This window comes from Arcicella rigui (assembly GCF_034929435.1).
GTDB lineage: Bacteria > Bacteroidota > Bacteroidia > Cytophagales > Spirosomataceae > Arcicella > Arcicella rigui.
Genome location: NZ_JAYFUM010000025.1, coordinates 103324 through 119147, shown reverse-complemented (window position 1 = coordinate 119147; position 15824 = coordinate 103324). Strand labels below are relative to the sequence as shown.

Below are 15824 nucleotides of genomic sequence, written 5' to 3'. Positions count from 1 at the left end.
CAAAGAACTCTTTAATCCAGTCTAATTAATCGCTTAATCTTACCAAATATTGTTAGTAATTATCTTCCTAATTACTCCCATCTCTCAACCCGTTGGCGTCGTTTGGGAGTGCAAAGATGTAGGAATAATTTCGAAATACAATGACTCTGCAATAAAAAAATGAACTTTTTTTTAAAGTTTTTTCTAAGTATTCTGTTTTTCAATAAGTTAAATATTGAAAAAATTTACAAAAAAATAGCTACTTTTTAATTCACAAAAATTGCTCAAAAACAGACAATTGCGATAATTATAAAAAAAACAAGAATAGTAATATTTTATTTTTTAGTCAAATTGAAAATTCACTCAAAATTGTATGCAAAAAAAATCCAAGTACCATTTCTAATGAAATAATACTTGGATAAAGTTACTTTTGGATAAGTAAGCAAATTAATAGTTTAGCAATTGTGTAATTTCATCTGTAAGCTCAAACTCTTTCCCTTCTTTGTTCATCCAATACTGAAACTTTTCCAGTCTATTATAAGGGTTATACATATCTCTAAGTGAAAATAACATTCCCATTTGCTGACGTGCGATTTGAGTTGGCTGTCTATTTTCATCAAAATACCATTCACTATTTCTACCCGCCTCAAACATTTCATTAATTAAATGTTGCTTGTTGATTTCATTCAGTATTTCATAGCGTCTTTCAAAGTAATTCAATTCTGCTTCTTTAAAAAGTATTACAAGACGTTTTAGCTCTTCATAACGACTTGCCTTCTCGGCTTCTTGTTTAATTTTTTGTTGCTTTTCTTCTACCTTCTTTTTTTTCTGCTTTGAATAACCTTGATGTTGCTCGAATATATTCTTCGTACTAAAATATGCCATACTTCTTACGGCAACTTTTTTATCAATTAAAGCATTGAAACAATCCTCGACTAACTCTCGACCATTTTTCTCTACATAGGCATCAATTTCAATTTCTATTGTATTGGCTTCTGGCTTTTCGATTAGATTGATTTTTTTGAATAATTGATACAAGTATGTATTATCGTTGCTTACTTCTTCTTCTTTGATTTCTATGGGTTCTTGCCGCTCAAGGAAACTCTTGAACTCAATTAGTTTTAAAGAGTCGTCATCTTCAGGGCGTGGAGCTTGCTGTTTTAGCTTAATAATAAAAAGTAAGCCCACAATTTTTGGTCTGAGTTTATCTAAGTTTGTGCCTTTCTTTTGATAAGTAATAAGAATGTCCGTTTTTTCATTGATTTCTTCAATCGCCGGAATTAGTACTCTTTTCTCAAGATTAGAAAATTTTAAGTAGCCACTTGTATTGTATTCAAATTGAATTTTAAACCGCTCGATGTCTATTTCATAAAAACCTTTATTTAACCAAGATTTAAAAAAAGGATATAGTTTGATAGATTGGCTGTTTTGTAGGCGAAAGAAATTCTCTTTTAGGAAACTAAAATTTTCTCTTTCGTTTACTTCTAATATTTTTTGTGCTAAATCTCGGACAATAAAGAGTTGTATTTTTCCAGAGCCTTCATCATGAATCATCTGTGAAATAATTGTTGTACTTACTTCAAGTTTACCTTCACGCCATTTCAGTAAAGTTGTTTGAAGCATTTCGGCACTTTCAATCAAATAATTATAGCCTTTTTTGTGTGTTACTCCGATTCTTTCTAAAAAGTCTTTAATATGAATGGTGAAGCAAACACTTTCGTTTTGCTCCATTCCAAAAAGATGGGATGGCTTCAGCCTTGAAGCAATTTCTATAAATAGTTTTCTTGTATAAATATCATCTACTGAAACCGATTCATTTTTAGAAATTCTTCTAATAAATTTTGGGTTTGCCAGTGGATTATTAAAAATTAAGTAGTCGGGGTTATTTTGAAAGAATTCTATGCTGAATCCTGCTTCTATTTCTTCATTCATTTGCTTCGCTGTTACTTATACAAAGCTAATTTTTTTTGGCAACAATTCAAAAAAATGTTTCCTATTCAAAATTTAGGCTAAAATCTGTTCTATAAGGCTATTATCAAGCGAAAAATGAGCTAAAAAGAGGTTTTTCACCTACATTTTGTTGCCAATAAATAGGAATGCAAACCTGAAGAAAAGTTAGTGGATGAATAAAAGATACCTACAATTTGTTGCCTAAATGATTTTATTGATTTTGACGAAGAAATAGGATGTTTTTTGGGCATAAAAAGAGCGTTTTTGAGAAATTCCAGAAAAATAGATTGTTGAACAAGTAATTTCCATCTATTTATAAAATACCTACAATTTGTTGCCTAAAGAAAAGAAGCATTTTTCGACTTAATTTTCAATAAAGTATCCCTTGATAAGCTTTTCGATTAGCAGCATCTACTAACCAATGATTACCTACAATTTGTTGCCTAAATTTTGAAAGTAAAATGCTTTTTAGTCAATATTGACGGCTAAATGAGCGTGATTTTAGCAACCTACAATTTGTTGCCTAATAGAATTTCTCTATTTTTTTTATAATCAATGAGTTATCAAAAACCATTTTAAAATTGGATAAATCCAACCTACAATTTGTTGCCTAATACCTACAATTTGTTGCCTAATTACCTACAATTTGTTGCCTAATACCTACAATTTGTTGCCTAATACCTACAATTTGTTGCCTAACACCTACAATTTGTTGCCTAATTACCTACAATTTGTTGCCAAAACTTGCTGCATATTTCTGAAAATCAATGAGTTACGAGACCCCTAAAAATATATATAAAAAATATTCTAAAAAGTATTATTAAAAAATATATTAAAAATCTCTCTCAAAAAAAGAAAACGAGAGAGAGATTTTTTTTTAAAAATGTATTTTTTTTATTTAGTTAAACATACCTTCTTTTTGTTGCGGGCAAGCCCGCAACAAAAAGAAAAAAAAAGGAAAATTATTTTGTATAATATTTCATGCAAAAAATAAAATTTTGCATGAAATATTATACAAAAGCTGTACTTTTGACAAAGTATCCATTTTTAATCAGTGCAGTATGTTGACTCAAGAATTGTTATTAAGATTTCTCAGAAGAAGAAATGCTATTTCTGTGGCAACTTTAGAGAGAGAAGCGGGATTGGCTAAAGATACTTTGGCCAAAGCTTTGAAAGGTGAAAGAAATTTAAGCGAAAAACATTTAGAATTACTTTTGCCAGTAGTAACTGGATATGGCTTTTCGACCAATTTGTACGAGAAAGCAAGAGTGGTGTCGGTAATTAACCACAAAGGAGGCGTTGGAAAAACCACTACCACAGGATATTTGGGTGAAGCGATTGCCAAAAAAGGCTTCAAAGTGTTGCTGATTGATTTAGACCCTCAAGGAAATTTAAGTCAGATTTTTGATGTGCATATTCAGGATGAGCAACAAGTGTACAACAGTTTGATTAAATTGGCAGATTTACCTGTGTACAATATTTCCGAAAATTTGGATATTGCCCCCTCAGATATTGAATTGGCTAAAGCTGAAACAGAACTTTTGAACAAAGTCGGTGGAGAGCAAAGATTAAAAATTTTGATTGCGAGACTGAGTCAAAATTATGATTTCATTTTGATAGATTGTCCGCCATCTTTGAATATTCTTACGATGAGTGCCATGCAAGCGTCGAATAGTTGTTTGATAACGCTTTTGCCAGAGATGTCGGCCTTGAAAGGTTTGAATACTTTGCTGGAGCGTATTGCCGAAGCTCGCCAAATATTTAATCCGTCTTTGCAAGTAGATGGCATTGTGTTTACGATGGTTCGGAAAAATACGGTGCATGACGGTATCAAAGAGACGGTTAGAAGTATTTTCCCACACGTGAAAGTCTTTGACAGAGAAATTAAACACCTGATTGCTTTCCAAAAGGCACAAATCGAACAAATTCCGATTAGGACTTTTGATAAAGCTTCGGAAGCGGCAAAGTGTTATGAAGATTTTTGTGATGAGTACTTGTCACTGTTTTAAACCAAGGAAGACTTTAGCGTTATGGCAAAAAATATAAAAATATCCATTGCAGAAAAAGCAAAGTTGGCTATCACCAACAGTTTTTCGCCTTTGGAAACAATCAAGCAAAACATTATCGTTTTGGAGGAATTGAAAAGTTTTATTCCTCCCCTACTGGATACAGAATTGGCTCAACTAAAAAGCAATTTGTTGGCCAATGGTTGCAAAGACCCACTTTTACTTTGGGAAACTACGAAAGACGTAATTGGGCAAGGTTCGGCGATGGAAGCTGCCTACGTGTTGATAGATGGGCATAATCGTTTTGGGATTTGTAAAGAATTTGGCATTACTTTCAATGTGCAACTTTTGTCGTTCGATTCGATGAAAACGGTAAAAGAACACATGATTGATTTGCAGCTTGGGCGTAGAAATCTGAATGCACAGCAAGCTTCGTATTTGCGTGGTTTGAGATACAATACCGAAAAAAATAGTGTAGCCGAAAATCTCCAAGGAGCAAGAGACGAAAATTCGACAGAAAACCAAGAAGTAACAGAATCCAAAATTACGACAGCAGCACGCTTGGCAAAAGAGTACAACGTTGGGGAAAAAACCATTCGTAGAGATGCTGCTTTTGCCGAAGGTTTGGATAAACTTAGTCCGACACTTCGGAATGAAGTATTGTCAGGAAAACGAAAAGTTGATAAAAGTAAAATTCAGCTTTTAGCCAAAAGCAAGGAAGAAGTACAAGCCATCGAAAACTTTGAGGAAGTAGAAAAACTCATTCAGCAAACGAGTACTGAGAAAGCACAAAACTCTTTAGAAGAAATAGCTTTGCAGAAGTATAATCAACTTTTGAAAAGTATAAAAACGGTTTATTCGACAAGAAGCCTTCAAGATTTTGAAGCAACCCAAATAGCACTTGAAGAATTCAAGACGATTTTGAAATAGTTGTAAACAAAAGCGGAATAAAAATCCTACATTCAAATTCTGGTTAAGCTATTTGAATGTAGGATTTATTTTTATGATATTTTATCGAAAAATATCAGACAAGAATCAAATTCTGTTTTTTCAGAACAATATTATTGAATAATAAAGTCAAGAATAGTGTTTTTTTGCCTTCTGAGGCATTTTTTAAGCCTGAATGATAGATTTACCTTACTTTGATAAAATTGGCTTTAAAATCTTGATTTTTCCATCAATTGCATGGTCATATTCAAGACCAAGAATTGTGGCTATCATCGGATATACATTTACATTCTCGAAAGCCTTGATTTTAGTTTGTGGTTTAAAAGCTGGCCCCCAAGCTAAAAAAGTAGCGTGCATATCTTTGATGGCAGGGTCGAAACCGTGTTTTCCGGGCGTTGTAGGTTTCCCTGTAATTCCGAATACTTTTGGTAAATGTGGCACTAAAAGCATATCTCCGATTCTATTGAATTTATCGTCTTTTTTTGCATAGTGGAATCGTTTCGGAATATCTTTCGCTAAATAAACATCAAAATCTTGGGCTTCTTTTTTCAACGCCTCATAAGTCGGAACGATGTCTTTGGGGTCTTTTGCATAGAGGTGTAAGAGTGCATCACCACGAGGAATAATAAACTTTTCAGGGTCAATCGCTTTAGGTAAAAGCATGGGGTGTTCATACTCTACTTTGGTCATTCCGTGGTCGGATACAAAAACAAAATTGACAGGCAATTTCAATGAATCTACCGTTGCCACCAGTTTACCAATACTTGTATCAACAAAGTGTACAGCTTCTTCAGTTTGTTGAGCATCAGGGCCATAGGTATGAGCCTCGTGGTCAACTTCTGGGAAATAAAAAGTAATGATATGAGGACGTTTTTCTTCTGGCAATTGCAACCATTGCTTTACAGTATTAATACGAGTATCAATATTAATTTTTTCATTGTAATTGTAGTAATAAGTCGGGAAAGTACCTTGAATATCACTTTCAGAAGCAACCCAATAGAAGCTTGCACTAAGCATTTGTTGTTTTTCTGCCAATACCCAAAGCGGAGTACCTCCATACCATGAGCCATCAGCAACGGCTTTTTTGTTACTCATGCTATAGCTTTCCTTTCGTTGTGCATCATAAAATGAATTATCAACCAAGCCATGATGTGAAGGATACAAGCCAGTTGCGATACTGTAATGATTTGGAAAAGTGAGTGAAGGGAAAGACGAAAGCATATATTCGGCGGTTACTCCATTTTCGCTGAGTCTTTGTAGGTTCTTTGCCTGAAATTTATCTTTAAAATCTGCTCTAAAACCATCCGCTGAAATCAAAATTACGTAAGGTTTTTGTAACTGAGTATCACTATTTTTTCTGTTAGGAATAATTTGTTGAGTAATATCTTGTGCTTGGGTGATTCCCCAAAAAAGACATGCAAGAATGGATAACGTGCTTTTAATCATACAGTTTTATATAACTTTTACTGATATACTTTATAAAAGTTAAGATTTGTTTGATGAATTAATTTTATACAAATGAAAATTACTTGAAGCAAATTAGCTGATTTCCATTCAAATGCAAAAACAATTTTTCCAACACTTTTCATTAAGTAAACATTAAGAAACATCTTATGACGAGTACCTAAATATTGATTTCAAATGGATATGTAAAAACAATATTTAATATTGAAAAAGTTATATTTTAATAATTGTCATATTTTCTTTTGATGAATATCATATCATCATGTGATTGCAAGGTTATAATATTGTGATGAAATTTGTAGCTTGAGAAATTACGTAAATCTGAAAAAAAAGTTTGCAAGAGGTTGAAGTGAGTACTAAAACATTTTCACGAAGAATTATTTGTATAGGTGTGATGTTTCTTTTTACTAACGTTGACATTTTAATTTTTTTTAGCGAAAAATTTTAAAGCTAAAATGTAAGTATTTAAAAAAAAATCAGAAAAAGTTTTGTAGAGTGTGAAAATAGCTAACTTAATTTCATATATTAGAACAATAATTTCGACGCTTGCTTGATATTACCAACAGTAAAACATATTAAAATCTTTTTTAAAACATATTTTTCATTTATATAATAATCCATTTTAACCGCCGATAACAATGGAAAAGTTGATACTTTTTACCCTACTTTTTTTAGCCTCTTTTGTAGGTTTTGGTCAGACAGCAACACGTGTCAAGATTTCTTATATCACACCAAGTGAGAATACTGGAATGGATTATAGTCCTTGGTTGAACGACGATTTGAATAGTTTAGTAGCCAGTGCTTGGGGAACAGCCAACTCAAAATGGGTTGATGTTAAATTAACTTTAGAAAAACGTACCAAATTAACGAAGGTATCTTTATATGATGGAGCTGGAACTTTCTCAGACAATCCAGTAACAGTTTATGCTTTAGATGGTACAACCAAAACGCAAATAGGAACATTTGCTGGTCTTACTTACAACCAGTTCGTTGATATTATTGTATCAAAACCATTTGATGCTGATGCTATTATTATTCGTAAGTATGGTAATAACATTCCCCAAAAAGTACAGATTTATGGTACAGCTGCAACAACGGCAAGTACAGTAACGACTCCAACTGTTACCACAACTCCTTCGACTTCAACCACTACAACTACTCCTGCCACCACTCCTACGACAGTAGCAGCAAGTCGTGTTAAAATTAGTACAATCACACCAAGTGAAAATACTGGGATGGATTATACACCTTGGTTAAATGACGATTTGAATAGTTTAATTGCCAGTGCTTGGGGAACAGCTAATTCAAAATGGGTTGATATTAAATTAACTTTAGAAAAACGTACCAAATTAACAAAGGTATCTTTATATGATGGAGCTGGAACTTTTTCAGACAATCCAGTAACAGTTTATGCTTTAGATGGTACAACAAAAACACAAATAGGAACATTTGCTGGTCTTACTTATAACCAGTTTGTAGATATTATTGTATCAAAACCATTTGATGTAGATGCTATTATTATTCGTAAGTATGGTAATAATGTACCCCAAAAAGTACAGATTTATGGTACAGCTGCAACAACGACGAGTACAGTAACGACTCCAACTGTTACTACAACGCCTTCGACTTCCACCACGACAACCACTCCTGCCACCACTCCTACGACAGTAGCAGCAAGTCGTGTTAAAATTAGTACAATCACACCAAGTGAAAATACTGGGATGGATTATACACCTTGGTTAAATGACGATTTGAATAGTTTGATTGCCAGTGCTTGGGGAACAGCTAATTCAAAATGGGTTGATATTAAATTAACTTTAGAAAAACGTACTAAATTAACGAAGGTATCTTTATATGATGGAGCTGGAACTTTCTCAGACAATCCAGTAACAGTTTATGCTTTAGATGGCACAACCCAAACACAAATAGGAACATTTGCTGGTCTTACTTATAATCAATTTGTAGATATTATTGTATCAAAACCATTTGATGTAGATGCTATTATTATTCGTAAGTATGGTAATAATGTACCCCAAAAAGTACAAATTTATGGTACAACTGCAACAACGACTTCAAATGTAACAACAACACCAGTAGTAACGACTCCTGTTGTAACTACCCCTGTTGTTACAACTCCAGTGGCAGCACGTATTAAAATTTCAGCGATTAAAGCAGGAGAAAATACAGGAATGGATTACACCCCTTGGTTGAATGACGACTTAAACAGTTTAATAGCAAGCGTTTGGGGCGATAATTCAAGATGGGTAGATATTAGATTGACTTTAGAAAAACGTAGTAAAATTACAAAAATTTCTTTGTATGATGATGCTGGTACTTTCACTGATAACCCAGTTTCAATCTATGCTTTGGATGGTTCAAAAAGAACTCTTTTAGGTGTATTTGAAGGGCTTACATACAAACAATTTGTAGATATTGTAGTAGCAACTCCTTTCGATGCCGATGCAATTATCGTTCACAAATACGGTAATAACATTCCGCAAAAAGTACAGGTTTATGGTCTTGCGGCAACAACAACTGCAACAGAAGCACTTGGTGATGTAGTTCCACTTAATAATCCAGTTGTAGTAGTAACGCCTCCAACAACAACGAATCCTGTTGCAACAACGCCTGTAATTGAAGGAACAAAAATAGCTATTGATGGAAAACGTTGGTATCAACTCAACAATGCACCAAACGGTATAGGCGGTTTATTTGATGGTGTATTAGGGGTTAGTGTAGAAGTTGGTTGGGGTAAAATATTCAATCGTTGGGATGCGTATTATCCATTAGCGGACGATGAAGAAATGACTTTAAAAAGTATTCGTTTTCACGATGGTCAAGGTATTTTCACTACTGACCCAATGACTTTATTTATTATCACTGATAAATGGGAAAAAATCCAAGTTGCTAAATTTACAGGTGAATTATACAATGATTGGGTAGGTCCAGACCCTGCTGATCCTAAAAACTTTGTATTGAAAAACCCTCCGACTGCTAAAATCAGATATTTGTTAATCAATACTTATGGAAATTTCCCAACAGAAATAGAATTATACGGTACTCATACGCCAAGTAAAAAAGTACTTGCTGCCGCTCCTAAAAAGAATATCAAAATGAAATATGGAACGGGGGTTAATGGATTTGAATGGGATTTTTATGACCCATTTAATGCAGTAAACATCGATGAGAAAAAATTAAAAGCGATGAAATCTTTCGGAGGTTTCCGTCATTACATCGATTGGCATAGACTTGAGGCAAGCGAAGGTAATTATACTTTTAACCCAACATTTAACGGTGGATGGAATTACGATGCAATTTATCAGCGTTGTAAATTAGAAGGAATTGAAGTATTGGCTTGTATTCAAACTGCTCCAGATTGGTTGGTTAATACTCATCCTGAAGCAGATAGAGACCACAATATTTCTCCAGCAAAATATGGCAGACCAGTAACAGAACCTTCTTCATATATTGAGCAAGCTAAAGTTGGATTTCAATTTGCTGCACGTTATGGTAGTAATCCTAATGTTGACCGCTCTTTGTTGAGTGTATATAGTAAACCTCGCTGGACTCTTGATAACATTAATGAAGTAAAAGTTGGATTAGGTGTTGTAAAATACATCGAATGTGGTAATGAACGTGACAAATGGTGGAAAGGACGTAGCTCTTATCAAACTGCACGTGAACATGCAGCAAACTTATCTGCTTTCTATGATGGTCATAAAAACACAATGGGACCAGGTGTTGGCGTTAAAAATGCTGACCCTAATATGAAAGTTGTAATGGCTGGATTAGCTTTTGCTAAAACTGACTATGTAAGAGGAATGATAGACTGGTGTAAAGAATTCAGAGGATATAATCCTGATGGAACAGTAAATGTTTGCTGGGATGTAATTAACTATCACTTATATTCTGATAATGCTAATTCAACACAAAGTGGTACATCTACTCGTGGATCTGCCCCTGAAATATCTAATGCTGGACAAACTGCAAAAGATTTTGTTCAAATGTCGCATGAATATTTAAACGATATGCCTGTTTGGATTTCTGAATTAGGTTATGACCTAAACCAAGGAAGCCCTTTAAAAGCAATTCCTATTAAAGATAAATCTGAGTATATTACTCAAGCCGATTGGACTTTAAGATCATCTTTAATGTATAATCGTTTAGGAGTAGAAAGAAGCTTCTTTTACGAAGTTTATGATGATAATTTTGCCAATCCTATTCAATTTGGCTCTTCTGGCCTTGTCAATCCGGATGCCAGTCGCAGACCTGCTGCTGATTATTTGTATCAGACCAATAAATTGATGGGTGACTATGTCTATATGGAGACAATTTCACAAGACCCTCTAATTGACCGTTATGAATTGAATGGAAAATCTGCGTATGTTTTAATGATTCCTGACGAAATTGGACGTACTGCCACATACTCTTTAAATCTTGGTAATGTGTCAAAAGCGAACCTATACACCCCTTCACTTGGAGTTGACTCCATGAAAGTAACAACGTTATCAAGTGTGGCTGGTAAGTTTTCATTGACAATTACTGAAACTCCTATGTTTTTGTTCCCATCAGAAGTTGCTAATAATGTAGCAACAACTGTGCCAAAAACTAATAGTATCATGCCAACAACTGAAATGAATGTAAAAATTGTTGAAAAATGTACAGAAAAAGAGCAATCATTATTATACAGCTTGAGTACTTATCCAAACCCAACAATTGATTACTTATTATTGTCGCTTGAAAACGAAAGTTCAGAACAATTAGAGGTTAAAATTTGTGACGAAACAATGGGTAGAATTTTGTACCACAACGTATTTGAAAAATCAAGCAATACATTTACTACTAAATTGGATATTAGACATTTACCTGCTGGTAGCTATGTAGTAGAAGTTATTCAAGGAGGAGACCAAATAACTAAAAAGATTATAAAAGTTAATTAAATATTTTATTCGATTTTTAGGTCGCATATTCAACAAAAAAGACTTCAAGATTCCTTGAAGTCTTTTTTGTTGAATATGCTGAACATTAGTTGGTTGCTGGTTTTTCTTTCTTCTTCCCTCCTGCTATTTTTTCAATCAATACAAATAGCACAGGTACAACGAAAATAGCTAATGAAGTGGCTGATAACATACCTCCAAATACTGTCCATCCAATGGTTTTACGGGATTCTGCGGCTGCTCCACTGGCAAAAGCTAAAGGTAAAACACCCAAAATAAAGGCAAGGGATGTCATAATAATTGGACGTAAACGTAACTGAACCGCTTCTAAAGTAGCAGGGATTAATTCCATTCCTCTGTCAACACGTTCTTTGGCAAATTCTACAATCAAAATAGCATTTTTGGCAGCCAAACCAATCAGGGTAATTAAACCAATTTGGGCATAAATATTATTTGAGAGATTCGGTAAAAATGTTAGTGTTAAGATTGAACCAAATGCTCCGATTGGTACTGCGAAAAGTACTGAGAATGGAATTGACCAGCTTTCATAAAGTGCTGCTAAGAATAAGAAAACGAATACAATTGAAATGGCAAAAATCGTAACTGTACTATCACCCGCTTTTAATTCTTCGCTACTCATGCCTGAAAATTCATAACTATAACCTGTTGGTAATGAAGTTGCTGCTACTTCTTTTAAGGCGTTAATGGCTTGTCCACTACTGAAACCTGGTTTTGGAGAACCATTGATTTCTACTGAACGATACACATTGTAGTGTGAAATCATCGAAGCATTTTCTACAACTTTGGTAGTTACCAAAGCTTTCAATGGCACCATATTTCCAACGTTATTTCTAACATAATACTGCTCAATTTTATCTAAAGAAGAACGGAAGCTACTATCGGCTTGAACCATTACTCTAAAGTTTCTTCCATAAAGTGTGAAGTCATTGATGTACGAGCTACCTAATAAAGTAGAGAGCGTTCCGAATACATCTGAAACTTGTACCCCTTGTTTTTTAGCTTGGTCTCTGTCCACATCTATTTGATAACCTGGAGTTCTTGAGCTAAAGAAAGTAAACGCCATCCCGATTTCTGGACGTTGGTTTACTTCTGCTAAAAACTTACGAGCTACCTTTTCAAATTGTTGGATATTATCAGGGCTTGTTGTTTGTAATAATTCAAAAGTAAAACCTGCTGTTTGTCCAAGGCCGGGAATAGCTGGCGGAGCTATGGCAAGAATTCTTGCTTCCCGAATGTCAGCTGTACTTTTCTTGATTTTTTCAATTACTGCTTGTACTTGGTGTTCTTTTCCTTCTCTGTCTGACCAAGGTTTTAGGTTGACAAAGAAAGTACCTACGTTTGTTTTATTTGAAAAACTTACGATGTTCAAGCCTGCAATCCCTCCTACTACTCGTACTTCTGGTAATACTTCCAAACGTTTCATAATGGTTTTGAACAATGCTACGTTACGGCTTGTAGAAGTTGCTTCTGGCATTTCGTAAGTTACATACAAACGTCCTTCATCTTCTGTCGGAATAAAACCTGTTGGCTTAGATTTGAACATGAAAACTAATCCTACGAACAAACAAACCATCATAATCAGTACCAAAGGCGTAGCTTTAATCCATTTTGCAACGCCTCTTGTATAAGCATGCGAAACGGTATCAAATTTGGTATTGAATCCGTGAAAGAATTTCTCTAAAAGATTCTTTTTAGCATTTTTATCTTTCGATGGTTTCAACATAATGGTACACAATGCTGGCGTTAAAGAAAGAGCAACAAATGCTGAAAGTATTACAGAAACAGCAATGGTAATGGCAAATTGTTGGTATAATTGTCCTACAATCCCCGGTACAAAACTTACTGGAACGAATACCGCTGCAAGAATTAACGCAATGGCAATTACTGGTCCAGAAATATCTTTCATGGCTTTTACGGTTGCTTCTTGTGGCGTCATTCCGTGTTCGTCCATGTTATGTTGAACGGCTTCCACTACCACAATGGCATCATCTACTACGATACCAATCGCCAATACGAAGGCAAACAAGGTTAAAGTATTAATCGTAAAACCAAAAGGAATAAAGAAAATGAATGTTCCGATTAATGAAACAGGAATGGCTAAAATAGGAATTAAAGTAGCTCTCCAGTTTTGTAAGAATAAGAAAACAACCAGAATTACCAAGATTAAGGCTTCTACCAAAGTATGAATTACTTCTTCGATGGATACTTTTACTACCGAAGCGGATTCTAAAGGCACTACGTAATCAATGTCTTTTGGAAAAGTCTTTTTCATTTCTTCCAAAGCTTTCGTTACGCCTTCATAAGTTTTCAAGGTATTTCCACCTGGAGCTAAGTAAATGATTACAAAAGCTGCTGGTTTGCCTGCTACAAAGGCATTTACGCCATAGTCAAATCTTCCTAATTCTACACGAGCTACATCTTTTAAATAAACGATACTTCCCGTAGCTGGCGACGAACGGACAACTATATTTTCAAATTGTTCTTTTGTACTAATACGGCTGTTGGTAAGTACACTATACTCAAAAGCTTGGCTTGAAGGCTGTGGATTTCCTCCTACTGTACCTGCGGCAATTTGAAGATTTTGTTCTGCTAATGCGGCTGAAATGTCTGCGGGAGTCATTCGCATGGCTGCTAATTTTTCTGGATTCAACCAGATTCTCATCCCAAAATCATCCGCTCTTGATACAATATCACCTACTCCTTTTACTCTTTGAAGGGCATCTTTTACATAAATATTGGCAAAATTTCCGATGAATTTTGCATCATGCGTTCCGTTTGGTGAATACAATGCCAATGCCATCATAATACTTGGATTACGTTTTCTAACAGTAATACCAAGACGTTTTACAGCATCTGGCAATGTTGGTTGGGCAATACTTACTCGGTTCTGAACGTCCATTGCGGCAATGTTTACGTCTGTTCCGATGTCAAAAGTTACATTAATGCTACTCTGTCCACTACTTGTACTGTTGCTCGACATATAAGTCATGCCGGGCGTACCGTTGATTTGCGTTTCCATCGGTGTAGTAGTGGTTTGCTCTACCGTTTGGGCATCCGCTCCAATAAAGTTTCCTGATACCGTGATGGTTGGTGGAGTAATATTGGGATATTGTGAAATAGGCAATGTGGTAAGAGCAATGATTCCGACAATCACCAGCACTAAAGAGGTGACAATTGCCGTAATGGGTCTTTTTATAAAAACATCTGCTATCATTTCTATGCTTTTTAAATTATATTAGTCTTTGAGTTGATAAGTCATGTTTATGATTTTGAACTCATAAACTCTCCGTAAACTTATTTTTTTGCTGGTGCAGCAGGTACTTCGGTCGTGAATACCGAACCTTCTCTTAGGTTCTGAATACCTTCAACTATAATTTTATCACCTTCTTGCAAACCTTCTTTTACTATAATTTTTGTACCTAAAGCTTTGCCCAATTGTACTCTTTTCTGTGTTGCTTTACTGCTATCGCCTGGTGTATAGACAAAAAATTCTCCTAACTGTTCGGTAATAGCTTTGTAAGGAATCACTACGGCTTTCTTTGAAGTGGTCAATACTCTTACCGTTCCTGTCATGCCTGAGCGAAGTAAATTTTTGGGATTCGGGAAAGTTAATCTTGTTTTTATCGTTCCAGTTTGTGGGTCAACGGCTCTGTCCATCAAAATAATTTTACCATTGTATGGATACACGTCGTTTCCGAAAGCAAGCGTAAAAGTAGAATCATTAGCAGTTTTTCCTTTTTGAATTAAATTGGCGAAGTAATAAATATCTTTTTGGTCAACATTGAAATCTACTGCCAACTGATTATCAGTAGAAACTGTATTCAAAATCGTTTGTCCTGCTGTTACGGCTGTTCCTTTTTTCACTAAAGAAATACCAATTGTTCCATCAAATGGAGCGTACACTTTGGTATAACGCACATTGGTTTGTACTCCTTTAATATTTGCTTTTAATGCTTCTACTTGCTTTTTGGCTACTTCCAAAGCCGCATCTGCATTGTCAACCATTTGTTTGGCAACGGCATCGTTTTTGGCTAATTCATGATAACGATTAGCATCTTTTTGAGCTTTTACTAAATTGGCTTCTTGTACACTTAAATTGGCTACGGCTTGGTCGTAATTGGCTTCATATAATTGAGTATCAATAGAGTACAATAATTGTCCTTTGCGTACTCTTGAACCATCGCTAAAATGTACACCTGTAATAAAACCACTTACTTGTGGGCGTAATTCTACTACATCCAAAGCCGTTACAGTGGCTGGATATTCATCATGATAAGCTGCGTCTGTTACTTCCACAGGAGCAATACTTACTAAAACTGGCGGTGGAGTTGGCATTTGTTGTGCTTTTTTATCGCCACATGAGCTAAGTAAAAATGCCGTTGCAATCAATGATAATTGTGTTGATTTATTGAAAAACATATTAATTCTGTTCATTTGTTTGTCTGTTTTCGTTGCTGTTTTTACCAGTATTTTATTTAGTGAGTTAGTGAATTGTGAATCATTTCTAAAGAAAATTCCA

At 34.8% G+C, this 15824-nt stretch carries 7 protein-coding genes; 3 read left to right on the top strand and 4 right to left on the bottom strand.

Annotated features, from left to right (window positions below):
- Nucleotides 1-426 precede the first annotated feature (426 nt).
- Entirely contained in the window at nucleotides 427-1911 is a 1485-nt protein-coding gene (locus VB248_RS19150) for a replication initiation protein (protein WP_323298433.1), read from the bottom strand.
- A 1079-nt stretch (nucleotides 1912-2990) separates the two neighbouring features.
- Between VB248_RS19150 and VB248_RS19145 the strand changes: the two genes are divergently transcribed.
- Both VB248_RS19145 and VB248_RS19140 read left to right on the top strand, forming a co-directional pair.
- Nucleotides 2991-3938 (top strand): ParA family protein, encoded by a 948-nt coding sequence (locus VB248_RS19145; protein WP_323298432.1) that lies wholly within the window; start codon nucleotides 2991-2993, stop codon nucleotides 3936-3938.
- Between the two features lie 21 nt (nucleotides 3939-3959).
- A complete protein-coding gene (locus VB248_RS19140) occupies nucleotides 3960-4865 on the top strand; it encodes a ParB N-terminal domain-containing protein (protein ID WP_323298431.1) in 906 nt (301 codons plus the stop codon).
- A 207-nt stretch (nucleotides 4866-5072) separates the two neighbouring features.
- Here VB248_RS19140 and VB248_RS19135 read toward each other — a convergent pair whose 3' ends face one another.
- Nucleotides 5073-6329, bottom strand: coding sequence for an alkaline phosphatase family protein (locus VB248_RS19135; protein WP_323298430.1), 1257 nt, complete (start codon nucleotides 6327-6329; stop codon nucleotides 5073-5075).
- A 656-nt stretch (nucleotides 6330-6985) separates the two neighbouring features.
- Between VB248_RS19135 and VB248_RS19130 the strand changes: the two genes are divergently transcribed.
- A complete protein-coding gene (locus VB248_RS19130) occupies nucleotides 6986-11287 on the top strand; it encodes a T9SS type A sorting domain-containing protein (RefSeq protein WP_323298429.1) in 4302 nt (1433 codons plus the stop codon).
- Between the two features lie 85 nt (nucleotides 11288-11372).
- Here the strand turns inward: VB248_RS19130 and VB248_RS19125 are convergent, their stop codons facing one another.
- Together VB248_RS19125 and VB248_RS19120 are read right to left on the bottom strand one after the other, a co-directional pair.
- A complete protein-coding gene (locus tag VB248_RS19125) occupies nucleotides 11373-14519 on the bottom strand; it encodes an efflux RND transporter permease subunit (protein WP_323298428.1) in 3147 nt (1048 codons plus the stop codon).
- Nucleotides 14520-14599: 80 nt separating this feature from the next.
- The gene (locus VB248_RS19120; RefSeq protein ID WP_323298427.1) at nucleotides 14600-15739 is read right to left on the bottom strand and encodes an efflux RND transporter periplasmic adaptor subunit; all 1140 of its coding nucleotides are present in this window, start codon (nucleotides 15737-15739) and stop codon (nucleotides 14600-14602) included.
- Nucleotides 15740-15824: the final 85 nt, after the last annotated feature.

Bases quoted from the DNA above. Each gene is read 5' to 3' on its own strand.
- VB248_RS19150 (WP_323298433.1), bottom strand. From the start codon at position 1,911: ATGAATGAAGAAATAGAAGCAGGATTCAGCATAGAATTCTTTCAAAAT.
- VB248_RS19145 (WP_323298432.1), top strand. From the start codon at position 2,991: ATGTTGACTCAAGAATTGTTATTAAGATTTCTCAGAAGAAGAAATGCT.
- VB248_RS19140 (WP_323298431.1), top strand. From the start codon at position 3,960: ATGGCAAAAAATATAAAAATATCCATTGCAGAAAAAGCAAAGTTGGCT.
- VB248_RS19135 (WP_323298430.1), bottom strand. From the start codon at position 6,329: ATGATTAAAAGCACGTTATCCATTCTTGCATGTCTTTTTTGGGGAATC.
- VB248_RS19130 (WP_323298429.1), top strand. From the start codon at position 6,986: ATGGAAAAGTTGATACTTTTTACCCTACTTTTTTTAGCCTCTTTTGTA.
- VB248_RS19125 (WP_323298428.1), bottom strand. From the start codon at position 14,519: ATGATAGCAGATGTTTTTATAAAAAGACCCATTACGGCAATTGTCACC.
- VB248_RS19120 (WP_323298427.1), bottom strand. From the start codon at position 15,739: ATGAACAGAATTAATATGTTTTTCAATAAATCAACACAATTATCATTG.